Origin of the sequence: Streptomyces sp. NPDC088097, assembly GCF_044741845.1 — a bacterium.
Classification (GTDB): domain Bacteria; phylum Actinomycetota; class Actinomycetes; order Streptomycetales; family Streptomycetaceae; genus Streptomyces.
Genome location: NZ_JBIUTJ010000002.1, coordinates 621,030 through 645,567, shown reverse-complemented (window position 1 = coordinate 645,567; position 24,538 = coordinate 621,030). Strand labels below are relative to the sequence as shown.

Genomic DNA, 24,538 nt, shown 5'->3' with positions numbered 1-24,538 from the left:
CCCCGCACCGGGATTTCCCGCCGCCCCTCGGCGGCCACGAGAGCTCCGGAGCCGGCCCGTCCGACGGAAGTCCGGCGAACTGCCGGGCTCGTACGGCGTGATCGGCGTGCCCGCGCGGCATAGCGTGGACCCATGGCGGAGATCGACGGGGTGGAGATCCTGGCTTTCGCGGACGCGGGGGCCTTCGAGGAGTGGCTGGCGTGTCACCACGGGCACACGGAGGGGGTCTGGATCAAGGTGGCCAAGAAGTCCTCGGGGATCGCGACGGTCACCGGTGACGAACTGGTCGACGTCGGGCTGTGCTATGGCTGGATCTCCGGGCAGCGCCGGTCGCACGACGAGCGGTACTTCCTCCAGAAGTACGTGCCGCGCCGGGCCGGGAGCGTGTGGTCGCGGGTCAACGTGGAGAAGGTCGAGGCCCTGACGGCGCAGGGACGGATGCGCGGGCCGGGGCTGGCGGAGGTCGCCCGGGCGCGGGCGGACGGCCGTTGGGCCGTGGCGTACGCCGGGCAGCGGACCGCGACGGTGCCGCCCGAGCTGGCGGCGGCCCTCGACGCGGACCCGGCGGCCCGGGCGGCCTTCGAGGCCCTCGACCGGACCGGGCGCTACCAGGTGCTCCTGCCGATGCTCCAGGCCCGCAGCCCCGAGACCCGCCGCGCCCGCCTGGAGCGCGCGCTCGACGTGCTGCGCGGGGCCGGACCGCCTGGCTGAGGCTCAGCGGGCGCGGGCGGGCCGGTCCGATCCGCCGCCCTACCCGATCCGCACCACGGCGGCGCGCCCCTCCGTTCGCAGCGACATGCGCGGCGGCAGGGGCCCCGGACCTCCGGTCAGGACGGCGTCGTACGGAGCCAGCACGACCGCTCCCTCGGGTCCGGGTCCGGCCGGGTCGAGCAGGGCCGGGGCGTCCAGGGCGACGATCAGGAGGGTCTCCCCCGGCGTGGTGTCGAGGGCGAGTTCACCCCGTACGACGGCGGTCCGCGCCCGAGCGGTCTCCCGCCGGCACATCACGTTGAAGTTCACGACGGGGCCCGCCAGGAGCCGGCATCCGGTCGGGCAGTCCCCGGGGAACGCCTGCGGGGCGAACCGTTCGTCGACGAGACGGTGTTCCCCCGCGACGGTGAGGTCCATGCCGGCTCCTTCGACGAGGGTCAGTACGCGGTCGACACCGGGGAACTCCGAGAAGGGGCCGTCGGCGGCGACCTCGGCGAAGCTGACCCGCCAGGCGAATCCGGCCATGTCGGAGCCCTCGGGCCCCGCGGCGATCTCCCGGGTGACCCCGCCGCCGTTCTTCCAGACCGTCGCCGGGCGGTCGGCGGCGCGCAGGATCCGGATGTCGGCGGGGCCGGTGCTCATGGTGCGGTTCCTTCGTTCGGGTCGGCGGGAGGGGCGTCAGCGCAGGATCCCCGCCTGGCGCGCGGCGCGCAGCCAGGAGGGGAACTCCGACAGCAACCGGTCGTACAGCTCGGTGTCGGATATCCGGTCGATGTCGTCCACGGCGAAGAAGCCCACGTTGTCCACCCGGCGTCCGGACATCGTGTCGAAGCGCTCCAGCACTCCGAACCCGGCCCGCCCTAGGCCGACGAACTGCCAGAACAGCGGCTCCTCCACGGCCTCCCGCAGCTCCCGCTCGATCTCGTCGTTGCGGTAGACCCCGCCGTCGGAGAAGAACAGGACGAGGGTCGGCGCCGGCACCGGGTGGGAGCGTACGTAGGCACGCACCTCGGCGATCACCTTCTGCTCCTCGTTCTGGAAGCCGACCGCCCGCATGTCGACCTGACCGGGAAGCAGCCCGCGGGGCGGCTTCTTGCGGGCGAAGACGCTCATCTGGCCGACCCGGACGTGCAGGCGCAGCCACTCGGGGAGTTCTCCGATGGTGAGGTCCGGAAGGCGCGCCGGATTCGTGGCGAAGGTCCAGGCCTGCATGTCCCCGTCGTCGTCGAGCTGGGCCGCGACCGCCGCCATCCGCTCGACGACCCCGGCCACGGTGCCCCGGGAGTAGAGCGTGCTCATGGATCCGGAGGCGTCGAGGACGAGGATCACCCGGGCGGTCAGGCCGGGGGCGCCGGCCTTGTCGAGGCTGACGGCGACCTGTTGTTTGCGCAGGGAGAGGCGCCCGCGCATGTCGGCGGGGAGTCGTTCCTCGCCCTTGACCAGCCACACGACGGGTTCGACGGGCGCCGGTACCCGGGTGGGGGCCGGTTCGGGCTCGGGCCAGTGGACGGGGGCAGGCGTGGGGGCCGGGCGCGGCGTCGGCGCGGGGGTCGGGGCGGGGGTCGGGGTCGGCGTCGGGGCCCGCAGGGGCGTCTGCGTCGGGGTCGGGGTCGGGGCGTCGTCCACCGTGATCCCGAAGTCAGTGGCCAGCCCGGCCAGTCCGCTGGCCCACCCCTGCCCCACGGCGCGGAACTTCCACGCACCGGCCCTGCGGTACAACTCTCCGCCGACGAGAGCCCGTTCGGGGCCGGCCTCCATGTCGAAGCGGGCCAGTTCGGCGCCGGACCCGGCGTCGAACAGCCGCAGGTGCAGCCCGGGGACCTGGCCGAAGGTGCCGCCGTCGGCGGAGGCGCACAGCACCACGCGTTCGATGCCCGGTTCCAGGGCGCTCAGGTCCACCGCGAGGGAGTCCGAGCCGGCCTGCTTGCCGAGGTGGCGCACGGCGCCGGAGGGGTGTCGGGGCTGGTTGTAGAACACGAAGTCGTCGTCGGTGCGCACCCGCCCGCCGCCGGTCAGCAGCAGCGCGGACGCGTCCACGTCGGGTACCCCGGGCCTCGCGGACCAGCCCAGGACGGCTCTGACGGAGGCGGCCGCGACCGGCAGGTTGGCGCCCTTGTTGAGTGTCGTCACACCGGACAGTCTGCCCGGACGGGCACCGCTCCCGGTACTCGTTCGGCCTCAGGAACCCCGGCGGATGCTCTGCGGGAGCGAGGAGCGGCCGGGGCGGGCGAGTTCCTCGGGAGCCCCCGCGGGGGCGTCGGTGTCGATGGCGCTGATCATCAGCGGGGAACCGCCGGTGGGGCCGGTCGCGCCGGCCCGCACGCGGTAGCGGTCGGTGCGTACCGCTTCGCGCCCCAGGCGGGTCCCCCCGGCGTAGGACGCGTACGGCTTGAGGTCGTTGGCGATCCGCAGCTCGACCGGGTGCCACCGGCCCGTGGCCGGATCCAGCCGCTCCAGGACGACGGACGCCCGCGGTTCCGGGGTGTCCCCGGGCTCCGGTTGGAGGGTTTCCATCTGGAAGGCGAGCAGCAGGTGTCCGTACTCGCGGGTGTTTCCGTTGCGCAGGGTGACGGTGAACTCCTGCGCGGGGCCGCCCCGTTCGAGCACGAGCCCGCCGGACCGGGCGGCGACGGACAGGGACAGGACGGTGGCTGGCGCCGCGGGAGCGTCCGAGGGCGGGGGCGTCGGTACCGGGGAGGGCGGTCGGGGGCTCTCGGCGGCGGCCGGGGCCGCCGGACTCGGAAGGACCGGGGCGGAGTTCGGCGTCGGGGTGTCGGCCACCGGCGCGACGGGACGGGCTCGGTGGTGCTCCGGCTCCGCCCGCGCTTCCCGGCATCCCGCCAGAGCGGTCGTCAGGACCAGCGCGACGATGAGGATCCGGGGTCTGACGTGCACGACGGCGGCCCTCCTGCGGCTCCGGGAACGGGGTGCGGGAGGAACGTAGCAAGGGCGGGGCGCCACCGCCGAGGGGCGGCCGATGACGCTTCGGTCACGGTTGCGGACACGAATCGGGGCCCGCACCATCGGTGCGGGCCCCGGCCCAGGACTACTTAGGCGTACGCGTCAGGCGGGAACGATGTTCTCGGCCTGCGGGCCCTTCTGGCCCTGCGTGACGTCGAAGTTGACCTTCTGGCCCTCCTGAAGCTCGCGGAAGCCCTGGGTGGCGATGTTCGAGTAGTGGGCGAACACGTCGGCGCCGCCGCCGTCCTGCTCGATGAAGCCGAAACCCTTTTCCGCGTTGAACCACTTCACGGTGCCGGATGCCATATGGATTCTCCTTCGGGGCTGTACCCGGCGCCGCACTGTACGGACGCCGGCGTCGCCGTGTTGATTGACCCGTCCGAAAGCATCCGGAAATAAAAAGTGCGCCCGCCGGGGAAACCGGCGAGAGCACTTGAAATCTTTGGGAACCACACCTGCAACTGGACGTCACCGTAGCACAGCGAGCTGCCCTGATCTCGGAGAGTTAGCACGTATGGCCCTACGACGTCAGCCCCGGAAATCCGCCGTGCGCTCCGGGGAGGCCTCGGCGAGGGCCGTGACGACGGCCTCGGTGCCCGCGCGCAGGCCGTAGACGGGGGTGTCGGGCTGCTGGCGCCAGGAGTCGTCGATGCCGCCCGCGTCGACGCTGTCGAAGCCCAGTTCGTCGATGAGGGCGCGCACGGTCTTCTTGGCGGCCTCGTCGTCACCGGCGACGGGAAGGGCCAGCCGGTCGGGGTCCCCGGCCGGGCGGGGCCGGTCGACGATGTCGGCGGCGAAGGTGCCGTTGAAGGCCTTGATCACCGGGTGACCGAGGTGCTGTTCGGTCCAGCGGCTCTCGGTGAGGCCCTCCTCCACGGCGGCGATGCGGCCGTCGCGCACCCGGGGGTAGTAGTTGCAGGTGTCGATGACGGCGAAGCCGTCGGCGGCCCCGTCGAAGAGACCCGCGGGCAGGTCCGGGACGTTCTTGAAGGGAACGGTGACCACGACGACCTCGGCGCCACGGGCCGCTTCGCCGACGGTGACGGCGGTCGCGCCGGTCTCGTCGACGAGTTCCTTCAGGGTCGCGGGACCGCGGGAGTTCGCCACGGAGACCTGGTGCCCCAGCGCGGTGAGACGCCGGGTGAGGTTGCCGCCGATGTTGCCGGCGCCGATGATGCCGATCTTCATGAGCTTCTCCAGTGCGTGCGGAGTGGAATGGCGTGTCTTCGCGTCCGTCCGAACCGTGTGGAACCCCTCGGCATTCCGCCCGGAGGTCCCCGCCTTCGAAACTGTCCTCCGTACGAGCGAATTTTGGCCAATCCCCGTACTCCGAGAACCGGAACGGCCGGGGGGACCGTCCTCCAGCCCAGTGCCGGGGACCGTCGCGGCACTCAGTCAGCACGGGGAAGGTACCGACCGATGTCCAAGCCCTCGACCAAGATCCCGACCAGGCGCGTCGTCCCGATCGCCCTCGCGGCCACCGCGGGCGCCGCCGCGCTCTCCTTCGCCTTCGCCGGCACCTCCGCGACCGCGGCGGCGCCGGTCTCCGTCTCCGGCAGCCCCGAGGGGGCCTTCACCCGGATCGCGGACTTCTACGGTTCCTACATCGACGCGATCTACGACGGCGAGGGCAAGACCGCCGACCAACTGCGGGCCTCCGCCCTCTCCAAGCCGCTCCAGCAGCAGCTGAAGCAGTGGGAGGAGACCAACCACGCCAACGGGGTGCTGCGCGCGCAGAACGTGCCGCTCCAGTGGAAGGTGACCTCCACGGGCAGCGGGACGGGTAAGACCAACGCCACGGTCACCCTGACCTGGGGCGGCGGCGACACCACGCAGATCCACGTGCAGGCCGACCTGAAGACGAAGAAGATCACGTCCATCACGGACTGACCGAAGGACTGACCCACGGACTGGATCGTGGACTGAGTGGCGGACCGATCCGGCCGTCGGTGCGCCGGGGCCGCCACCCCGGCCCGGACGCGTGTGGGGCCCGCCGACGGCGGGCCCCACACGTGTCTCAGGCGCTCGCCGCGCGAGCCGGAGGAGCGCTCACGCGCCGCTCGCGTCCAGCATGCCCTCGCGCTCGACGATCTTCACGCGCTCACGGCCCTGGGGCTCGCCCAGCGCCTTCTCCGCCGCGTCCAGCTTGTACCAGCCGTCCCAGGTCGTGTACCGGACCTGACGCTCCGCGAGGAACGCCTCGACGGCCTCCGGCTCGGGCGTGGCCGGGATCGACAGGCGGCCCTCGGCGTGGTCGGCGAGGAGGTTGCCGATCGTCTCGTTGGCGTCGCCCTTGGTGTGACCGATGAGGCCGATGGGGCCGCGGCGGATCCAGCCGGTGACGTACGTCGAGGCCAGGTGCGCGCCGTTCTCGATGACGCGACCGCCCTCGTCGGGGACCGTGCCGGACTCGACGTCCCAGGGCAGCTTGGGCAGCTCGTCGGAGAGGTATCCGACGGCCCGGTAGACGGACCCCACGTCCCAGGTGGTGAACTCGCCGGTGCCCTTGACGTTGCCGGTGCCGTCCAGCTCGGTGCGCTCGGTGCGCAGGCCGACGACCTTGCCGTCCTCGCCGACGATCTCCGTCGGGGACTCGAAGAAGTGCAGGAACAGCTTGTGGCGGCGGTCGCCGACGTCGCGGATCGCCCAGTTCTCCAGGGTCTTGGCGACCATGTCCGCCTGCTTGTTGGAGCGGCGGGTGGTGATCGAGCCCTCGTCGTAGTCGATGTCCTCGGGGTTGACGATGACCTCGATGTTCGGCGAGTGGTCCAGCTCGCGCAGCTCCATCGGGCTGAACTTCGCCTGCGCGGGGCCGCGCCGGCCGAAGACGTGGACCTCGACGGCCTTGTTCAGCTTCAGGCCGTCGTACACGTTGGCCGGGATCTCGGTCGGCAGCAGTTCGTCGGCCGTCTTCGCGAGGATGCGGGCCACGTCGAGGGCCACGTTGCCGACGCCGAGGACGGCGACCTTCTCGGCCTCCAGCGGCCAGGTGCGCGGGACGTCGGGGTGGCCGTCGTACCAGGAGACGAAGTCGGCGGCGCCGTGGGAGCCGTCCAGCTCGACGCCCGGGATGCTCAGCGCGCGGTCGGCCGTCGCGCCGGTGGAGAACACCACGGCGTCGTAGAAGGCGTGCAGCTCGTCGAGCGCTATGTCGTTCGGGTAGTCGACGTTGCCGAAGAGGCGGACCTGCGGCTTGTCGAGAACCTGGTGCAGGGCGGTGATGATGCCCTTGATGCGGGGGTGGTCGGGAGCGACCCCGTACCGGATCAGGCCGAAGGGGGCGGGCATCCGCTCGAAGATGTCGATCGACACGCCGGGGGTGGCGGCCGCCTCGGACTTGAGCAGCGCGTCGGCCGCGTAGATGCCGGCGGGGCCGGCACCGACGATTGCTACCCGCAGGGGGCGAGGCATGACTGGGTTCCCTTCGACCGAAAAACAGACTGATCACGAGAACCCTAAACTAAGGACACCCTAACTCGGCACCCGCCCCTTGGTTATGACCCCATAACCAGATCTTATGGCTTACCAAAGTCTGACTTTTAACTGACCGTACCGTCCGGTGGCGCCGTCAGAGCACCGCGATGCCCAATGGCCGGCTGCCCGCCGCGAGCCGTCGGGTCGTTCCGTCGCCCAGGTCCACGACCGTGATCCCGTTCCAGTAGCCGTCCCGCGTGAACCCTCCGGTGACGTACGCGGTGCCGCCGTCGCGGGAAACGGCCAGGTCCTCGTGGGGTCCGTCGAGCGGGACGACCCGTTCGCGACCGTCCGGGGAGCGGACCGTGAGGGAGGGTCCCCGCCCGTCGGAGGGGTCCACCGCGCCGGTGCCGACCACCAAGAGCCGGCCGTCGGGAGTGACGGTGGCACCGTGCTGGTGCGTGTCGGCCGTCATGGCCTCCACCCGGGTCCGACCGGTGCGCGGGTCGACCACGGCCAGCCGTTCGCCCTCGAACGGCAGCAGCAACATCCCGTCCGAGGCTCGAACGGCCGTGTAGTGCGGCTTGAGCCAGGAGCCGAGCCCGCCCTCGGTTCCGTACGGGGCCACCTCGATCCGACGCGGGCGCAGCGAGCCGGCGTCGACGACGGTGACGTCGAAGGAGTCGTGGCCGGTGACGTACACCTGGGAGCCGTCGGGCGCGAGGTCCACGTCGAAGGGCCGCCGGCCCACCGGGACGGTCGCGGTGACCTCGCCCCCGGCGGTGTCGATGACCTCCAAGGCGCCGTTCGCGCCGGGGACGTTCACGCCGACGTAGGCGCGGGAGCCGTCGGGCGAGAGCGCGATGCCCATGCCCCCGCCCCGGTACTCGCCGTCGGTGACCGGGCCGCTCGCCGTCCGCAGGGCGATGAGGGCCGTACGGGTCCGGGTGCGGGTGTCGACCACGGCCACCCCCTCGGCGGTGGCCACCCAGGCGCGGCCGTCCGCGCCGACGGCCAGGCCGTAGGGGGCCCGGCCCACGGTCACCGAGGCGACCGCGCCGCGCGCGGGGTCCACGAAGGTCACGGTGTCCGCGCCGAAGTCGGCGACGAGGAGGGTGCCGGCCGGGGTGGGGGCGGCGGTCGGGAGCGGCGACGCGGCCGGGGCGGCGGGCGCCGGTACGGCGGGACCCGCGGCCGGAGCCGGCCCGGTGCAGGCACCGAGCAGCAGGGCGGCGGCGAGCGCGGCGAGCGCCGTACGGGCGGCGCGGGGGCGGGGGCCGGGGCGGTTCACCGGGCCGCCCCCGAATCCGTCTCGGCGGCCTCGTCGGGACCGGCGGCTTTGGCGGGACCGACGGGGCTGGCGGGATCGGCGGCTTCGGACAGCAGCCGCGCCATGCCCCGGAAGCCCCGGCGCAGGGCGTGCGCGTGGGCGGTGACGCCGTCGCCGTCGGCGAGGAGGGGGTCGGCTCCGGCGGCGAGGAGCAGGGCGACGACCTCCTCGTGGCGGGGGCCGCCGTCGCCGAGGATCACCGCCTCCAGCAGGGCTGTCCAGCCGAGCCGGTTGACGTGGTCCACCTCGATGGTGGTCTCGGCGAGCACGGCCCGGACGTATCCGGTGTGCCCGCGTTCGGCGGCCGGGATGAGGGATGTGCCGCCGAAGCGGTTGGGCTGCGTCAGATCCGGTCCGGCGGGCAGCAGGGTCCGCATCATGCGGACGCTCCCGGTGACGCCGGTGACCAGCCAGGGGCTGTCCGCGCGGCAGTCCGGGGCGTCGGGGTCGGCTCCGGCGGCCAGCAGCAGGGCGGCCGCGCCGGGGTGGTCGCCGAGCGCGGCGAGCAGGAGCGGGGTGCGCAGCTGCTCGTCCCGCCCGTCGACGGACGCTCCGGCGGCGAGCGCGGCGCCCACGGCGGCCTCGTCCCCGCGGGCGGCGGCGGCCCGCAGGGTGCGGTCGTAGGGGTTCATGGGTGCCTCCCGGTTCCGGGGCCGGCCCGCGTCCTGTCGCTCGCGCCGCCGCTCCCCGCACCCATCCTGGCCCCGCCCGCCGCCCTCGGAGGTCCGCCCTGCGGGGGCGGTCGGCGGGCGGTGTGGCGGACCCCGGGGGCATCCGATCGGCTGATGCGCCGCCGGGCCCGGGGCGCGGGGCGCCCCCGGCGGGATCCGCCGGGGGCGGCCTACGCCTCGTACTCGGTGAGGTCGATGCTGTGCAGGGTGATCAGGTGGCCGGTGTCGGGGTCGGTGACGGTGGCGTCGTCGGACATCCCGAGCTTGCGGATCACGTTCGCGGACTCGTCGTTGCCCGCCCGGTTGACGCAGACGACCCGGTCGAGGCCGCGGTCCTGGAGGGCGAATTCCAGCGTGGCGTGGGCGGCTTCGGAGCCGTAGCCCTGCCCCCAGAAGGGTCGGGCGAGGCGCCAGGCGACGCCGACGGCGTGCGTGACCTCGGGCAGCTTCTGCTCGGGCACGGTCAGGCCGACGGCGCCGATCAGCTCACCGGAGGCGAGGAGCTCGACGGCGAAGATCCCGAAGCCCTCGTCGTCCCACTCCTCCTCCCAGCGCTCGATGGTCTCGGCGGTCTGTTCCAGGTCGAGGGTGGAGCCGTCTCCGATCCAGCGCATCACCTCCGCGTCGGCGTTGATCTCCGACAGGGGGACGAGGTCGTCGTCGTTCCAGCGGCGCAGGATGAGGCGGGGGGTACGGATCTCGGTCATGCGCACATCCTGCCGAACGCGGCCGACCAGCGGTAATCGGGTCCCCCGGGGCCGCTCCCGAGGGGCTCCGACGGGACGGGGCCGCCGTGGCGGTCAGGGGCGTTCGAGGCCCGCGCAGGGGGGCGCGTAGTCCAGGTAGGGCATGTACGAGGCCCACTGCGCCCGGGTGATCGTCGGCCCGGTGTGCGCGCAGGCCCCCGCGAGGGCGCCGGCGAGGTCGGTGGCGGCCAGGCGCAGGGTGGTGTCGTAGCCGCCGGAGGCGAGGACGGCGCCGTCCGGGCTGAAGGCCACCGCGCCGACGGCGGTGAGGTGCCCGGTGAGGATGGCGAGCGGCGCCGGCCGGGCGCCCCGGGCCACGGTCCACAGCCGCACCGTACGGTCGTCGCTCGCGCCGGCGAGGGCGCGACCGTCGGGGCTGAACGCCACGGAGCCGACGACGTCGGTGGGCCCGGTCAGGGTGGCGAGGGTGGCGGGGTGGTGCGGGTCGGCCAGGTCCCACAGCCGGACCGGGGTGTGTCCGCCGCTCGCGGTGGCCAGGGTCCGGCCGTCGGGGCTGAAGGCCACGGAGAACACGGCGGTGTCGTGGCCCGTGATCACGGCCGTCGGGACGGGCCGCGCGCGGTCGGCGACCTCCCACAGCCGGACGGTGGCGTCCTCCCCGCCCGTGGCGAGGGTCCGCCCGTCGGGGCTGAAGGCGAGCGCCCGCACGGTGTCGCGGTGCCCGGTGAGGCGGGCGGCGTCCGCGGGCGGCCGGGCGGGATCGGTCGTGTCCCAGAGCCGTACGAAGCCTCCGGCCCCGCCGGTGGCGAGGGTCCGGCCGTCCGGGCTGAAGGCGAGGGCGCGCACGTCGCCGTCGCCCGCGGGGAGTTCGGCCGCGACGGCCGGACGGGCCGGGTCGGCGACGTCCCACAGCCGGACCGTCCCGTCGGCGCAGCCGGTGGCCAGGATCCGCCCGTCGGGCCGGTAGGCGACGGCCCGCAGCGCGTCGCCGTGGCCGGCGAGGGTGGCCACGGCGGTGGGGCGGGCGGCGCCTGCGGTCCGCCAGATCCGGGCGGTGTGGTCTCCGCCGGCCGTGGCGAGTTGGCGGCCGTCGGGGCGGTAGGCGAGGGCGACGACCTCCTTGTCCTGAGCGGGGGTGGAGGTCATCAGCGTGGACAGGAGGCTGTCGCGGGTCCGGGCGGTGGGCGAGAGCCGGTACGCGGTCAGGCCCAGTTGGACGGCGAGGGCCGGCTGGGTGTTGCCGAGTTCCGCGGCGGTCTCGGCGAGGTTCTGCGCGACGGCGTCGTTGCGCTGGCGGGTGACCTCGTCCTCCGCTCGGACGGCGTTGCCGGTGGCGACTGCGGCCACCACCACGAGGGCGGCGAGGGCGCCGACCAGGCAGCGCAGGCGGCGGGTGCGGCGGCGGGCCGAGTCGCCCGCGGCGGCCTCGGCGGCGGCGGATGCCGCGAGGAACTCCCGCTCCGCGGGGGCGAGGTCGAGGATGGCGTGGTCGAGGCCGGCGTGGTCCTCCAGTTCGCGGGCCAGGGCGAGGCGGGTGCCGCGCAACAGGGAGCCGGGGTCGCGGCCGACGCCTTCCCAGGCGCGGGTGGCCTCGGCGAGCCGGCGGTGGGCACGGAGCCGTTCCCGGTCGTCGGTGAGCCAGCCGCGCAGCCGGGGCCAGGCCCGGATGAGTGCTTCGTGGGTGAGTTCGACCCGGCCCTGGTCGAGGGTGAGCAGGCGCAGGCCGGCCGCCCGGTCGAGGACGGTCGCGGTGTCGGCGTCCGCGCCCAGCTCCCCGCGCGCGACGGGGCGTTTGGTGTCCTCCGTGCCCTCTCCCAGGGCGATGAGGTGCACGAACACCTGTCGGGCCAGGCGCTGCCCGCGTGGGGTGAGGGAGGCGTGGAGGGCTTCCGCGGACTGGGCGAGCGCACCCTCGAAGCCGCCCGCGGCGTGGAACCCGTCGAGGGTGAGCGCGGCGCCCCGGCGCCGCCGCCAGGTCTCCAGGAGTGCGTGCGAGAGCAGGGGCAGGGCGCCGACCTGCCCGTGTGCGTGGGCCACGAGGGTGGCCTGGAGGGCCCCTTCGACGGTGAGGCCGGCCCGGCGGGCGGGTTCGACGACGGCGCGCCGCAGTTCGGCGGCGGTCATCGGACCCACGACGACCTGGGCCTCGCGCAGTACGGCGACGAGCTCGGGGTGGCGGGTGCAGTGCGCGTAGAAGTCGGCGCGCACTCCGAGCACCACGCGCAGTCGGGAATCGGGGCGGCGCGCGGCCCCGATGAGGACGGCGACGGAGCGGGCCCGTTCGGCCGGGTCCGGGCAGAGGGTGAACACCTCCTCGAACTGGTCGACGATCAGCACACCGCCTCGGTCCGGTTCCTCCTCCGCGAGGGCCCGTTGGAGGCGGGCGAGGGGATCGCGGCCGGGGGTCAGGACGCGTACGGCTCCGTCGGGGGCGCCGGCGCGCAGTCGGGGCAGCAGTCCTGCGTGCAGGAGTGAGGACTTGCCGGCGCCGGAGGCGCCGACGAGGGCGACGACCCGGTGCCGATCGAGGGCCGCGAGGAGGTCCTCGACGAGTCGCTCGCGCCCGAAGAAGAGGTCGGCGTCCTCGGGCCGGAAGGCGGCGAGGCCCACGTACGGCCATCCGCCCGCGTCCGGGCTCTCCGGCGGACCCGCCCCGCCCGCCTCGCCCGGGCCGCCCGGGCCGCCCGGCGCCGCGTTCCGTGCCGGGTCGGCGGCGAGTTCGAGGGCCACCGCGTGCCAGCGGCGCTCCCACGCGTCGAGGTCCCCTCCGCAGGCGCGGACGTAGGACAGGGTCACGTCCAGGCTGGGCAGGCGGCGGCCCGCCGCCGCGCCGGACAGGGTGGCGACGGAGTAGTGGGCGCGGGCGGACAGGTCCCGGTACGGCGGGGAGCCGGCCCGGTGGCGCAGGGCTCGCAGGGCGGTGGCGAACTCCAGCAGCGGTCCGTCCCCGCCCTCCAGCGGACGTTCCTTGCGTGCCATGCGCGGCCCCTTCCGGCTGGCCCCTTTGCTGCCTTCCGGGGTGGATTGTTCAGCAATTGTTTGTTCAGTTCCAGGCCGCCGACGGCGAACAACCCCTTGGCGCTACACCTGAGTCCGGACGGTGACGGTCGCCATGCGGACGGGCCGGACGCACCGCGGCAACGCGGCACCACAGGAACGCGGCACCGCCGCACGGAACCGGAGAGGAGGTGTCCCGCAGATGATCGGAACGCAGTGGACGACAGGGCGATCGGGCCCGGCGGTCGCCCTGGTGGCGGCGCTGGCCTTGGCCTCCCTCGCCTCCCTGACCGGCTGCGGGGCGGGGGGCGGCGCCGGGCACGGGGCCGGACGCGGGCCCCGCCCCGACGCCGGACACGCCGCACGCCTGGCCGCCGCTCCCGCCGTGGAGCCGACCACGGCCCAGGCGCGGACCCTGGCCCGGGCCGAGCAGATCCTGATCAGCCGCTGCATGGTGGGGCGCGGGTTCGCGTACGCCGTCACCGGGACCGCCCCGGAGAGCGAGGAGCGGCGCGTGTTCCCGTACGCGGTGGACGACGTCGAGTGGGCCCGGGCCCACGGCTACGGCGGCCGCGCCGACCGGGCCGACGCCGAGGCCCGGCTCGCCGACCCCAACCAGCGCTACTTCCGCGGCCTTTCACCCGCCCGGCGCGCGGCGGCCCGGACGGCACTGATGGGGGCCTCGCCCGTCGGCCTGTCCGCGACGACCCCCACCGGCATGACCCTCACGGCGAGCGCCGAGGGCTGTACCGCCGGGGCGCAGCGGGAGCTGTACGGGGACCTTCCCGGCTGGTTCCGCGTCAAGGTGATCACGATGAACCTGCGCCCGGTGCGGGAGTCCCTCGTGCACGAGGACCCGAAGTACGCGCGGGCCGTGGGCGCGTGGGCGGCCTGCATGCGGGAGGCGGGCCGGCCCTATGCCTCCCCCGATGCCTCGCGGCAGGCGGCGGCCACCCTGACCGAAGGGCTGCCGGCGGACCGCGCCGAGGCCACCGAGACAGCCTTGGCGGTCACCGAAGCGACCTGTGCGACCGGCACCGAGCTGGCCCGGGTCTCCCGAGCTCTGGACCGTGCCCACGGCGAGGAGGTCCGCTCCCGCTTCCGGGACGAGATCGCCCTGCGGCAGCGGTTCCAGAACGCCGCGCTCCCCACGGCGGAGCGCGTCGTAAGGCAGTACCCCGACGAGGACGGCCCGTCCGGGCGGTCCGGAGCACCATCCGACACCTCAGGAGAGAACCATGGCTGAGTTCCGCAAGACGCTGCTGGCCTGCGCGCTCGCGCTGCCCCTGCTGGCGGTGCCCTTCACCCTGACACCCGCGAGCGCGGCCCCGGCGGACGCGTCGGGGGTGGCTGCCGACGGGAACTACTGGGTGTGGGCGGACACCAACCGCGGCGGCCCGGCGTGCGGCTGGAGCGGCAACGACTCCGACTGGCGCACGTGTGGCGCCTCCGGCAACTACGACATGAACGACCGGGCGTCGTCCTTCTGGAACAACGGCTACGGCGGCTCGCTCGGTGACGTCCGCGTCTTCGAGAACATCGGCTACGGGGGCGCCTCCACCTGTGCGCCCAACGGGTCGTCGGGCAACATCCCGTGGGAGTGGAACGACCGGATCTCCTCGCACAAGTGGGTGACCAACTGCGGCTTCTGACCGCCCGTCCGGGTGGGCGCGTCCTCGCGCACCCCGCACCAGCGCACCGAGGCCTCCCGGGACCCGAACCCGGGGGGCCTCCCCGCGTCAGCCCGCCGGCGGGGAGCGGCGCAGCGCTGCCAGGGCCCGGTCGGCGAGCCCTTCGCCCCGGGCGGACGGGGCCAGGGTGATGTCGCCGCTCGCGTAGCCGTCGGCATCGGTGTCGGTGTCGGTGTCCGCATCGGCGTCGGGCGCGGAGCGCGGGCCGATCGAGCCGACGGCCAGGTGGTCGCTCAGGCGGACGACCGCGTAGGCGGGACGGCCTGCGGGTCGGCCTGCGGCACCGCCGGCGGAACGGTATGGCGTACGGAGCACCCGCGCGGCCGTCGTACGGACCTGCTCGCCGGGGCCGTCCGGAGTCCAGGCGAAGCCGCCCGTGCCGCCGGCGAGGAGGTCCTCGGCGGAGCGGGGTCCGATCGCGCACAGGGCGACGCCCTCGCCGCGGACCGCGTCGTTGTACCAGCGCCAGACGCGTTGCCGGGGCACACCCGGGACGTCGGCCCGTCCGGTGGCGGCGAGCAGGGACGCCCAGGGGCCCGCTGCCGCCGAGCGGGGCGCGTGCGGGAAGAGCCGGTCCAGCACGGCGGCGGCGTCCCGGTCCCGGGGGTGGCCGACCCGGCCCAGACCGGTGAGGACGTCGTGGGTGTGGAGCAGCAGCTCGGCGGCGCCCATGGCGGCGAAGGCGCCGGGGTCGGCGAGTCCGGCCGGGTGCCAGGCCCGGTCCTGCGGTCGGGCCGCCCGGACGGCGGCGACGAGCAGGCGTCCGCCCGCCTCGACGAGGTCCACGAGTCCGTCCGGCGGGGTGCCGGGGGCGGCGCCGACGGTGAGCGGGAGGTAGCGGTCGCGGGCCCGGCCGGCGAGCTGCGCGGCGAAGCCGGTCAGGTCCCCGGCGAGGTGGACGGCCGTGTCCCGGCAGCTCCAGTCCAGACCGGCAGCCGGTAGCGACCAGTCCAGCCCGCCGGCCGCCCTGAGCGCCCCGGCGGCGGAGGTCACGCACCGCTCCAGCTCGTCGGGGCCCGTCGTATCCATGGCCCGACCCTACGGCCCCGCCCCGCCGGGCGGCCTCAGTCCGGGAGTCCTGTGCCGCAGCGGGAGCAGTAGCGGGCGTCGGCCTCGGTGGCCAGCCGGCCGCACTCGACGCAGACCCGGTGCAGTCGGCAGGCCGGTTCGCCACCCTCGGCCGGGTCCGGGACGGCCCGCCGCGGGCCGCCGAGGCCGAGGCCGGGGCGTCGGGTGCGCACGATCAGGTACGTGAGCCCTTCCGGGCCGGCGGTCAGCGAGCGGCGGGCGTCGCGGGCAAGCCGGCAGACGGAGTGGGGGCGCAGGACCCGAGGCCCGTCCCCGGTGTCGATCCGCCCGGCGCCCTCCAGGACGAGGAGGAGCCCGTCGCGGTCGGAGTCGACCGGGTCGGCGGGGTCGGTAGGTTCGGCGGGGTCGGCGACGACCGCGCCGGGGCGCAGCCGGACCAGGTCGGAATCCAGGCTCCGGCTGGTCCCGGTCAGTCGCCACAGGGCTCCGGTGGCGTCGGCGGGGGACCCCGCGATCACCGCGTCGAGGTCCGTCGGGGCTCCGGCGCCTTGGGGGTGCGTCGTCATGTCGGTCGGTCCCTCCCTGTCCGCGCGCGTTCCCTCGCAGTCATAGCAGGATCACGGGCGGCCCGGTCCCGCCGATCCGCCGCTCCCCGGCGCGCGTACCCGCACCCCACCCGACCCGACCCCCGTACATGTGGGCGATTAAAGTGGTGTCCGGTTCGCGTCGTCGGACACCCGACGCTCGCGCGAAGCGGTCGGGCCCCGTCGATCGCCGACCTCGGCGCCCCGCCCCTGCCCCGCGGGTCCACGCCCCGCCCTGCCCCGGAGCACTGCCGCGCATGAACACCAGCACCACCGGCACTGCCGGCACCACCAGCACCATGGCTGCCGCCGATCCGGCCGATACCGTCCCCACCGCACCCGTCCCGGGCCCACGCCCGCGCACCGTGTTCATACGCACCCTGTTCACGCGCACCCTGTTCACGCCCCGGGCGCCGGCCAGGCCCGGTGCCGGGGCGGCCCTCCACAGCGTCAGCGCGGCGACGACGGTACTGCTGGCCCTCGTCGGCATCGGGGCGGCCCTCCACGAACCGGTGCTGATCCCACCGCTCGCCGCCAGTGCCGCGCTGATCCACAGCGCACCCACCCTCCCGCTGGCCCAGCCGCGCGGGGTCGTGATCGGCCACATGCTGGGCGCCGCCGTCGGCTACGCGGTCCTCGCGGCGGCGGGCAACAGCGCCTGGGCGGCGGCGGTGGCCGCCGGCGCCACCCTCGCCCTGCTGATCCTCGCCCGTACCCCGCACTCCCCGGCGGTGGCCACCTCCGTGGTGATCGTCCTCCAGACCCCGGAGCCCGCCCGGTTCCTCCCCCTCCTGCTCGGCTCCGTCGTGCTGCTGGTCCTCACCGGCTACGCCGGCTCCCGGGTCCGCCGCAAGGCTCCGAGGTACCCCGCCTACTGGTGGTGATGACCTCCGGGCGCGCCTGCGCGGCGTCGAGGGGGCCGGCGCGCTACTTCTTGTGGTGTGCGCATTTCTACGAAGGACGTCTTCGGGGCCCCCTGTTGGGTGAGCCTGATGGCCCGCGATCTGGAGGCCGCCCAACGCTTCTACGGAGCGGTCGTCGGCTGGACCTTCCGCCCCGCCATCCTCGGCGACGGGTTCTCGGTGGCCGTCATGGACGGGGTCCCCGTGGCGGGCATCGGGGCACTGGCCTCGGACCTCGCCGTGGCGGTGGCCTGGACCCCGTACTTCGCCGTGGACGACGTCGACGTGGCGGCTGCGCGGATCCGGGAGCGCAGCGGCACGGTCGCGGTCGGCCCGGTCTCCTTCCCCTCGGGCGGGCGGGCGGCCCTGGTCGCCGACCTCGACGGGGCCGTCTTCGGGATCTGGCAGGGCCCCGTCTCCTCGGGCTGGCGCGTGGGCAAGGGCACCGCCCCGGCCTGGCTGGAGCTGCGGACCAGGAACGCCTTCGACTCGGCGCTCTTCTACGGTGAGGTGCTGGAGTGGGCCACCGGCCGCCCCGGCTGCTGCGAGGTCTCGTACGAACAGGAGCAGGTGGTGCTGCGCCAGGGCGGGGAGCCGGTCGCCCGGCTGAACAGCGGTCCCGTGGAGCCCGGCGCGTACACCCCGCACACCCGGCCCCGGTGGCACGTCCACTTCCGGGTGCCCGAGCTGGAGTCGGCCGTGGAGGCCGCGATCGACCTCGGCGGGCGCACCGTCTCGGTGATCACCGAGACCGGCACGAGCCGCTCGATCATGCTCCGTGACCCCGACGGGGCCGTCTTCACCCTCGCCTCGGACGCCTGAGCGCTCGCCGCTCCCGGGGCGCGTGGGGACACTGGTCCCGAGGAGGTGGTGCGCGATGGACCCGGTGGCGGCGTTGGACCGGATCGCCTTCCTGCTGGAGCGGGCGCAGGCCCCCACGTACCGGGTGCGGGCCTTCCGTACCGCGTCCGCCGCGCTGGTCCACCTGGGCGGGGCGGAGACCGCCGCGCGGGCGGCGGCCGGCTCGCTCGAAGGAGTGAAGGGCATCGGGCCCAAGACCGCGCTGGTGGTGCGCGAGGCGCTGGCCGGTGGGATCCCGGAGTACCTCCGCGGCCTGGAGGACGAGGCCGCCGCGATGCCCGAGGGGCCGGCGCCCTCCCCCGCCGCGCTCGCGCTGCGCGCCGCCCTGCGCGGGGACTGCCACCTGCACTCGAACTGGTCGGACGGCGGGAGCCCGATCGAGGCCATGGGGCGCGCCGCCGCCTCGCTGGGGCACGAGTGGGCGGTGCTGACGGACCACTCGCCCCGGCTGACGATCGCCCGGGGCCTCTCTCCGGAGCGGCTGCGCGAACAGTTGGAGGTGGTCGCGGAACTCAACGCGTCGTGGGCGCCGTTTCGCCTGTTGACGGGCATCGAGTGCGACATCCTGGCCGACGGCTCCCTCGACCAGGAACCGGAACTCCTCGAACGGCTGGACCTGGTGGTGGGCTCGGTCCACTCGAAACTGCGGATGGAGTCCCCCGCCATGACGCGGCGCCTGCTGAAGGCGGTCGCCAACCCGCTGATGGACGTGCTCGGCCACTGCACGGGTCGGCTCGTGACGGGCCGCACCCGCCCCGAGTCGGAGTTCGACGCGGAGCGCGTGTTCGCGGCGTGCGCGGAGTCCGGGACGGCCGTGGAGATCAACAGCCGCCCCGAACGGCTGGACCCTCCCCGCCGCCTGCTCCGATCGGCCGTCGCGGCCGGCGCCCTGTTCGCCGTCAACACCGACGCGCACGCCCCGGGCCAGCTGGACTGGCAGATCCTCGGCTGCGAACGAGCCGTCGAGTGCGGCGTCCCGACCGACCGCATCGTCAACACCTGGCCCGCCGCCCAACTCCTCGCCTGGACAACCCGGACCCCCTGAGCCCGCCCCCGAACCACTCGCTCGCGACCGCACCGGGCCGGCGTCCAGGACTCCTGGACGTGACGTTGGCAGCGCCCCTCGGCCAGGCCTCGAACGGAAACGGGCCCTGAGCGTCAGCAGCGTCGGCGCCTACCGCACCCGGCGTCATCCGCGTGGTTCGGGCCCGATCGACAACCTCGGTCAGGTCGGGCGGCGGCGAGGGAGCCGCCGCAGCGGGCGTGGACGGAGCGCGGCGTCAGCGCAGGCTTGTGCCGTGGGCCAGGAGAAGGAGGACGTCGGCGCCCGCGACGGCCATCGTCGCCAGGAACGGGATCCGGCCCGGGGCGCGGGCGGTGGCGAGCAGGAGGGCGCCGGTCAGGGTCAGGAGGCCCCAGCCGTACGGGGAGACGCGGCCCGGGGGTGCGAGGACGAGGGTGGCCGTCGAGCCGAGGACCAGCAGCGCGGCCAGCGCGGCGGAGCGGGGGCCGCCCAGCCGCTGGGGCAGTCCCCGTACGCCGGTGGCGAGGTCGTCCGCGATGTCGGGCAGGACGTTGGCGAAGTGCGCGCCGGCTCCGAGCAGGGCGGCGGCCGCGGTCAGCCAGAGCGGGGGCCAGGGTGCTCCCGGCAGGCCGAGGGTGACGAAGGCCGGGAGCAGGCCGAAGGCGAGGGCGTACGGGAGCCAGGACGCGGCCGTGCTCTTGAGCCGCAGGTTGTAGGCCCAGGCGGCGGCGACCCCCACGAGGTGCGCGGCGCCGGCGAGGAGTCCCGGGGCCAGGGAGAGCGGCACGCAGACGAGGAGCGCGGTCAGTGCGGCGGTGGTGACGACCGGGGCGGGGACGGCTCCGGACACGAGCGGTTTGTCCCGGCGGCCGGTGGCGAGGTCTCGGCGCAGGTCGGCCCGGTCGTTGCACCAGCCCACGGAGAGTTGTCCGGCCGCGACCGCGGTCGCCGTGAGGGCGGCGCCGGCGGGTCCGCGTCCGGCCGCGACGGCCAGGGCGGCGGCGAAGAGGGTGACGGCGGCTGCGGGGAGGGGGTGGCAGGCGCGCAGCAGGCCGCCCGCGATCCCGGTCGGGAGGGGGCTCGGGCGGTCGCGGGGCCGGTCGCGGCGGCGGGTTCGGGGGGTGGGGAGGAGGCGGGCGGGCACGGGCTCACGCTACGCCGCGACGACACGTCCGCTTCATACCGTTCGCGCCTTTCGCGGTGCGGCGCCGGTTGTTCCCTATGTTGGGCCAATGACACGTGTCCTGGCAGTGAGCAGCGTGTTCCCTCCCCACCGGTACCCGCAAGCGCGGATCACCGAGTCCCTCGCCGCCCATCTGTCGCCCGGAGCCGACCGGGCCCTGTTGCGGCGGGTCCACGCCTCGTCGCGGGTGGAGTCCCGGCACCTCGCGCGCCCCTTGGAGGAGTACCGGCCGGGCGGCGACTTCGGCTCGTCCAACGCCCTCTTCCTGCGCGCCGCCCTGGATCTCGGCATCGACGCGGTCGCCGGCGCCCTCGGCTCGGCCGGCGTGGCGGCGGCCGAGGTGGACCTGATCCTTTCGACGACCGTCACGGGGCTGGCCACCCCGTCCCTGGAGGCCCGCCTCGCGGGCCGGGCCGGGCTGCGGCCCGACGTACGCAGGGTGCCCTTGTTCGGGCTGGGCTGCGCGGCCGGCGCCGCCGGACTCGGACGGCTGCACGACCACCTGACGGGCCGTCCGGGGGACGCGGCCCTGCTGCTGTCGACCGAGCTGTGTTCGCTGACCCTCCAGTACGACGACACCTCGATGGCGGGCCTGGTGTCCGGGGCCCTCTTCGGGGACGGCGCGGGGGCCCTCCTCGCGGTCGGGGCCGGTCATCCGCTCCACGCCACCGGCGTCGGGCCGACGGTGGTCGACTCGCGCAGTCGCCTCTACCCGGGGACCGAGCACCTCCTGGGCTGGGACATCGGCCACTGGGGGCTGCGGATGGTGCTGGGCCGCGAACTGCCGGACCTGGTGCGGCTGCACGTGGCCGAGGAGATCGAGTCCTTCCTCGCCGGCCACGACCTCAAGCCCGCCGACGTGAACGCGTGGATCTGCCATCCGGGCGGTCCCAAGGTCCTCGACGTCCTGACCGACGCCCTCGGCCTCCCCGAGGCGGCCTTCGCCGCGAGCCGCCGCTCCCTGGCCTCGGTCGGCAACCTCTCCTCCGCTTCCGTCCTGCACATCCTCGGCGGGGTACAGGCCGACGGGCCGCCGCCGCCCGGCGCGGTCGGGCTGATGCTCGCCTTCGGTCCGGGCTTCGCCTCCGAACTCGTCCTCCTGCGCTGGTGAGGTCCCCGTGCCCGTGAACCTGTCCCTGAACCTGGCCCCGAACCTGGCCCCGAACCTGTCCTTGAGCCCGTACCCGAACCCGTCCCTGACCCCGTACCTCATCCTGCTCGCCCTGGTGGCCGTCGAGCGGATCGTCGAGTTGGTCACCGCCCGCCGCCACACCGCCTGGAGCCTGGCGCGCGGCGGTCTGGAGCACGGCCGCGGCCACTACCCGGCCATGGTCGCCCTGCACACCGCCCTGCTGGTGGGCTGCGCGGTCGAGGCCGCGTACCGGCCGTTCCTGCCGTGGTTGGGCTGGTCCGCCCTGGCCCTGGTCGTGGTGGCGCAGGGGTTGCGCTGGTGGTGCGTGGCCTCGCTCGGGCCGCGCTGGAACACGCGGGTGATCGTGGTACCGGGGCTGCCCCTGGTGGTGGGTGGGCCGTACCGCCTGGTGCGGCACCCCAACTACGTGGCCGTGGTGCTGGAGGGGCTGGCGTTGCCCTTGGTGCACTCCGCCTGGGTGACGGCGGCCGCCTTCACCGTGCTCAACGCGCTGCTGCTGCGGGTGCGGATCCGCTGTGAGGACGCCGCGTTGGACGGGGCCCGGTCGGACGGGCGGCTCGTGGCCGCGGCCCGGTGATCGACCTGATCGTGGCGGGCGGCGGTCCCGCCGGACTGTCGACCGCGATCCACGCCGCCCTGGCCGGGCTGGAGGCCGTGGTCGTCGAACCCCGCCCCACTCCCGTGGACAAGGCCTGCGGGGAGGGGCTGATGCCGGGCGCGGTCCGCCGCTACGAGGAGCTGGGCGTGGCGGTGACGGGCCGCCCCTTCCGGGGGATCGGCTACGTGGACGGGGTCACGGGGCTGCGCGCCGAGGCCCTCTTCCGCTCCGGTCCCGGACGCGGTGCCCGGCGCACCGACCTCCAGGCGGCCCTGGCCGCGCGGGCCGCGGAACTCGGCGTACGGGTCGTGCCCGGCCGGGTCGGGGAGGTCCGCCAGGACGGGCAGCGGGTGTACGCGGCCGGGCTGACGGGCCGCTACCTCGCGGCGGCGGACGGCCTGCACTCGCCGGTCCGGCGCGCCCTGGGCCTGGACGTGCCCGCCGTCCCGGGCCGCCCCGCCCGCTACGGGCTGCGCCGCCACTACGCGGTCGAGCCGTGGAGCGACCTCGTCGAGGTGCACTGGTCGGGCCGGAGCGAGGCCTACGTGACCCCGCTGGGGCCCGACCGGATCGGCGTGGCGGTCCTGACCTCGGAGCAGGCCCCGTACGAGGTCCATCTGGCCCGCTTCCCGGACCTGGTCGACCGGCTGCCCGCGCCCGGCACCGGGCCGGCGTCGGCGGTGCGCGGGGCCGGTCCGCTGCGCCGGCGGTCCCGGACCCGGGTCGCGGGGCGGGTCCTGCTGGTCGGGGACGCGGCGGGGTACGTGGACGCGCTCACGGGCGAGGGGCTGACCCTGGCCGTGACGGCGGCGGCGGAACTGGTGCGGTGCGTCCGCGCGGACCGACCGCAGGAGTACGAACGGGCCTGGCGGGAGCTTTCGCGCGGCTACCGGACGTTGACCGGCGCCCTGTTGTGGGCCCGGCGCCGGCCCTCGCTGTCCGGCCGGATCGTGCCCTTGGCGGCGCGCCTGCCCGGGGTGTTCGCGGGAGCCGTGAACCTCCTCGCCCGCTGACGCGCCCCGGCTCCCTTCCCGTACGGGGAGGGAGCCGGGGTCGTGCGCCCGGGTTCGGGGCGGAACGGGGCCGGAGGGTCAGACCCGTTCGGCGGACCGTTCGGCGGACCGCTCGCCCGCATCGGCCTCGGCCGGCCGGTACCTCAGGGCCAGCCCGGACAGGACGGCCACCGATCCGGCGCACAGCACCGCGGTGATCCCGGCCCAGCCGTGCGGCCCGCCCAGCGCCCCGTCGAGGGGGTCGAAGAGGACGATGCCGCCCACCACGTGCAGGGTCACCACGGCCAGGGCCGCCACCGCCACGCCCCGCCAGACCGCGGCGGTGTCCCGCAGCGCCAGCAGGACGCCGACGCCCAGGCACAGCACGGACGCGGCGACGGGCAACAGCGCACCCGGACCCGCGACGGGCAGGACCGCCACGTCACCGGGCAGGTGCAGCACCCCGACGAGCAGCAGGAGCGCCGCCGTCGGCCAGCGCAGCAGGTGCCGCAGGGCGCCACCGCCACGGGACGGAGGGGGCTGCGCCGGTGCGGGCCGGCGGACCGGCCGGGTCGGCGGGGCCGGTTCCGGCCGGGTGGGGGCCGGTCCGGCCTGAGGACCGTCCGCACCGCGACGGGCCGCGCCGCGCTCCGCGTCGGAGCCGGTCCCGCCGACCGCCGCGTCCGGTCCGAGGATGCTGACCAGCAGGGCCACGTCCTCGATGGGCCGACCGACGGCCGCCGCCCGCAGGGTGATGGCGGCCTCGACCTCTTCGTGCGGGGACTCGGCCAACAGGGCGACCATCTGCCGGACCTCGTCCACCGGCCGGCCTACCGCTGCCGCCCGGAGCGCCTCGTGCCCGAGGTTCGGGAGTTGGCCGGTCTGCTTGAGCAGGCCGACCAGGGCCGTGACCTCTTCGAGGGGCCGACAGGTGGCGGCCGTCTCCAGCAGGGTCCTTATGGGCTCGGCGTGCGGAGCGGCCGATGCGGGATCGAGGTCGGGTTCGGGATCGAGGTCGGAGTCGGGTTCGGGTCGGGGTTGGGCTTCGGGTCGGGGTTCGGGTGCCGGCGCGACCCGCGCCGGCGGCTCGGGGACCACCGGCGACGGATCCACCGGGACCGGATGCGTCGAGACCGGATGCGTCGAGACCGGATGCGTCGGGACCTGATCGGTCGGGGTGGGGCCCACCGGTGCCTGTACGACGGCCTGGACGGCCACGGGCACGGCGGGCGGGGCGGGCGCGGCCACGGACACCGACACGGCGGCGGGGACGGCGGCCGGGACGGTGACCGGCCCGACGGTCGACACGGCGGCCGGTACGACGACCGGCACCATGACGGGGTGCGCTCCGTCCACCGGGTCCGGCGGGCCGACCGGCTGCGACGTCGCGGCCGGATCCGGCGCCCCCGTCGGGTGCGGTCCGTAGGTCGGGTCCTGGGTCAGGGGAAGCCCGTCGCGGTCCTGGGGTTGCGTCGCCGCGAGGGTGCTGGGGTCATTCATGGGAGAACTCCGTTCGCCGACACACGGGTCTACACGTCGTGCGCCGGTCATCGTGCGTCACGGGAAGCGCACGCTTTGTTACATTCAGCGCCACTCCGGCCCACTGCGCCATTCGGGGCCGGCAAACGGGGGGCGACCCGGGCTGTACGGGGGGTGCGGCGGACACGCGGGCGCCGGAGCGGTCCCCGTCCGGGGCGACGGGGCACAGTGGCCCGGTCCACCGTCCAGGA

The 24,538-nt window shown here is 75.2% G+C and carries 24 protein-coding genes; 10 read left to right on the top strand and 14 right to left on the bottom strand.

Translation table 11 applies throughout. The features are described from left to right. Positions 1-132: 132 nt before the first annotated feature. Complete coding sequence (locus ACIOD1_RS08875) at positions 133-711, top strand: YdeI/OmpD-associated family protein (protein WP_365616957.1); 579 nt, start codon at positions 133-135, stop codon at positions 709-711. A gap of 39 nt (positions 712-750) precedes the next feature. Here ACIOD1_RS08875 and ACIOD1_RS08870 read toward each other — a convergent pair whose 3' ends face one another. From ACIOD1_RS08870 to ACIOD1_RS08850, 5 genes are all read right to left on the bottom strand, one after another. Beyond that, the gene (locus tag ACIOD1_RS08870; protein ID WP_401901141.1) at positions 751-1,353 is read right to left on the bottom strand and encodes a HutD family protein; all 603 of its coding nucleotides are present in this window, start codon (positions 1,351-1,353) and stop codon (positions 751-753) included. Positions 1,354-1,389: 36 nt separating this feature from the next. After that, positions 1,390-2,841 carry a VWA domain-containing protein gene (locus ACIOD1_RS08865; RefSeq protein WP_401901139.1) on the bottom strand — a complete coding sequence of 484 codons (1,452 nt, stop codon included), beginning with the start codon at positions 2,839-2,841 and terminating at the stop codon, positions 1,390-1,392. A 48-nt stretch (positions 2,842-2,889) separates the two neighbouring features. Further along, positions 2,890-3,606, bottom strand: coding sequence for a hypothetical protein (locus ACIOD1_RS08860; protein ID WP_401901137.1), 717 nt, complete (start codon positions 3,604-3,606; stop codon positions 2,890-2,892). Positions 3,607-3,774: 168 nt separating this feature from the next. After that, positions 3,775-3,978, bottom strand: coding sequence for a cold-shock protein (locus tag ACIOD1_RS08855; RefSeq protein WP_030228921.1), 204 nt, complete (start codon positions 3,976-3,978; stop codon positions 3,775-3,777). A gap of 222 nt (positions 3,979-4,200) precedes the next feature. After that, positions 4,201-4,860: an NAD(P)-binding domain-containing protein gene (locus ACIOD1_RS08850; protein ID WP_365616963.1), complete on the bottom strand. Its 660-nt coding sequence runs from the start codon at positions 4,858-4,860 to the stop codon at positions 4,201-4,203. A gap of 231 nt (positions 4,861-5,091) precedes the next feature. Here ACIOD1_RS08850 and ACIOD1_RS08845 point away from each other — a divergent pair, with 231 nt between their 5' ends. Beyond that, positions 5,092-5,562: a hypothetical protein gene (locus ACIOD1_RS08845; RefSeq protein WP_365616965.1), complete on the top strand. Its 471-nt coding sequence runs from the start codon at positions 5,092-5,094 to the stop codon at positions 5,560-5,562. A gap of 159 nt (positions 5,563-5,721) precedes the next feature. Here ACIOD1_RS08845 and ACIOD1_RS08840 read toward each other — a convergent pair whose 3' ends face one another. The 5 genes from ACIOD1_RS08840 to ACIOD1_RS08820 all read right to left on the bottom strand — a co-directional run bounded on the left by ACIOD1_RS08840 (position 5,722) and on the right by ACIOD1_RS08820 (position 12,773). Further along, entirely contained in the window at positions 5,722-7,083 is a 1,362-nt protein-coding gene (locus ACIOD1_RS08840; RefSeq protein ID WP_365616967.1) for an FAD-dependent oxidoreductase, read from the bottom strand. Between the two features lie 157 nt (positions 7,084-7,240). Then, a complete protein-coding gene (locus tag ACIOD1_RS08835; protein ID WP_401901135.1) occupies positions 7,241-8,377 on the bottom strand; it encodes a hypothetical protein in 1,137 nt (378 codons plus the stop codon). Continuing rightward, positions 8,374-9,048 (bottom strand): ankyrin repeat domain-containing protein, encoded by a 675-nt coding sequence (locus ACIOD1_RS08830; RefSeq protein ID WP_365616969.1) that lies wholly within the window; start codon positions 9,046-9,048, stop codon positions 8,374-8,376. Before ACIOD1_RS08830 ends, ACIOD1_RS08835 begins: the two co-directional genes overlap by 4 nt. Positions 9,049-9,257: 209 nt before the next feature. Then, positions 9,258-9,794, bottom strand: coding sequence for a GNAT family N-acetyltransferase (locus tag ACIOD1_RS08825; RefSeq protein ID WP_365616971.1), 537 nt, complete (start codon positions 9,792-9,794; stop codon positions 9,258-9,260). Between the two features lie 93 nt (positions 9,795-9,887). Further along, positions 9,888-12,773, bottom strand: a complete 2,886-nt coding sequence (locus tag ACIOD1_RS08820) for an XRE family transcriptional regulator (protein WP_401901132.1) — start codon at positions 12,771-12,773, stop codon at positions 9,888-9,890. A 220-nt stretch (positions 12,774-12,993) separates the two neighbouring features. Here ACIOD1_RS08820 and ACIOD1_RS08815 point away from each other — a divergent pair, with 220 nt between their 5' ends. Both ACIOD1_RS08815 and ACIOD1_RS08810 read left to right on the top strand, forming a co-directional pair. After that, entirely contained in the window at positions 12,994-14,037 is a 1,044-nt protein-coding gene (locus ACIOD1_RS08815; RefSeq protein WP_401901130.1) for a hypothetical protein, read from the top strand. Continuing rightward, entirely contained in the window at positions 14,030-14,443 is a 414-nt protein-coding gene (locus ACIOD1_RS08810) for a peptidase inhibitor family I36 protein (RefSeq protein ID WP_401901129.1), read from the top strand. The genes ACIOD1_RS08815 and ACIOD1_RS08810 overlap by 8 nt, the downstream gene beginning before the upstream one ends. Before the next feature lie 87 nt (positions 14,444-14,530). Here the strand turns inward: ACIOD1_RS08810 and ACIOD1_RS08805 are convergent, their stop codons facing one another. Then, a complete protein-coding gene (locus tag ACIOD1_RS08805; protein WP_401901127.1) occupies positions 14,531-15,511 on the bottom strand; it encodes a maleylpyruvate isomerase N-terminal domain-containing protein in 981 nt (326 codons plus the stop codon). Positions 15,512-15,546: 35 nt separating this feature from the next. Continuing rightward, a complete protein-coding gene (locus ACIOD1_RS08800) occupies positions 15,547-16,077 on the bottom strand; it encodes a hypothetical protein (protein ID WP_365616980.1) in 531 nt (176 codons plus the stop codon). A gap of 275 nt (positions 16,078-16,352) precedes the next feature. Here ACIOD1_RS08800 and ACIOD1_RS08795 point away from each other — a divergent pair, with 275 nt between their 5' ends. From ACIOD1_RS08795 to ACIOD1_RS08785, 3 genes are all read left to right on the top strand, one after another. Further along, entirely contained in the window at positions 16,353-16,979 is a 627-nt protein-coding gene (locus tag ACIOD1_RS08795; RefSeq protein ID WP_401901124.1) for an HPP family protein, read from the top strand. Between the two features lie 108 nt (positions 16,980-17,087). Continuing rightward, positions 17,088-17,819 (top strand): VOC family protein, encoded by a 732-nt coding sequence (locus tag ACIOD1_RS08790; protein WP_365617520.1) that lies wholly within the window; start codon positions 17,088-17,090, stop codon positions 17,817-17,819. A 55-nt stretch (positions 17,820-17,874) separates the two neighbouring features. Beyond that, a complete protein-coding gene (locus ACIOD1_RS08785; RefSeq protein WP_401901122.1) occupies positions 17,875-18,903 on the top strand; it encodes a PHP domain-containing protein in 1,029 nt (342 codons plus the stop codon). Positions 18,904-19,138: 235 nt separating this feature from the next. Here ACIOD1_RS08785 and ACIOD1_RS08780 read toward each other — a convergent pair whose 3' ends face one another. Next, entirely contained in the window at positions 19,139-20,026 is an 888-nt protein-coding gene (locus ACIOD1_RS08780) for a UbiA family prenyltransferase (protein WP_365616986.1), read from the bottom strand. Between the two features lie 88 nt (positions 20,027-20,114). Here ACIOD1_RS08780 and ACIOD1_RS08775 point away from each other — a divergent pair, with 88 nt between their 5' ends. The 3 genes from ACIOD1_RS08775 (at position 20,115) to ACIOD1_RS08765 (ending at position 22,829) form a co-directional block, all read left to right on the top strand. Further along, a complete protein-coding gene (locus tag ACIOD1_RS08775) occupies positions 20,115-21,176 on the top strand; it encodes a type III polyketide synthase (RefSeq protein ID WP_401901120.1) in 1,062 nt (353 codons plus the stop codon). An 85-nt stretch (positions 21,177-21,261) separates the two neighbouring features. Further along, positions 21,262-21,795 (top strand): isoprenylcysteine carboxyl methyltransferase family protein, encoded by a 534-nt coding sequence (locus ACIOD1_RS08770; RefSeq protein ID WP_365617522.1) that lies wholly within the window; start codon positions 21,262-21,264, stop codon positions 21,793-21,795. Next, positions 21,792-22,829 carry an NAD(P)/FAD-dependent oxidoreductase gene (locus tag ACIOD1_RS08765; protein WP_365616990.1) on the top strand — a complete coding sequence of 346 codons (1,038 nt, stop codon included), beginning with the start codon at positions 21,792-21,794 and terminating at the stop codon, positions 22,827-22,829. The genes ACIOD1_RS08770 and ACIOD1_RS08765 overlap by 4 nt, the downstream gene beginning before the upstream one ends. A 78-nt stretch (positions 22,830-22,907) precedes the next feature. On the opposite strand, the gene ACIOD1_RS08760 is transcribed toward ACIOD1_RS08765, so the two are convergent. Continuing rightward, positions 22,908-24,308: a hypothetical protein gene (locus ACIOD1_RS08760; protein WP_365616991.1), complete on the bottom strand. Its 1,401-nt coding sequence runs from the start codon at positions 24,306-24,308 to the stop codon at positions 22,908-22,910. Positions 24,309-24,538: the final 230 nt, after the last annotated feature.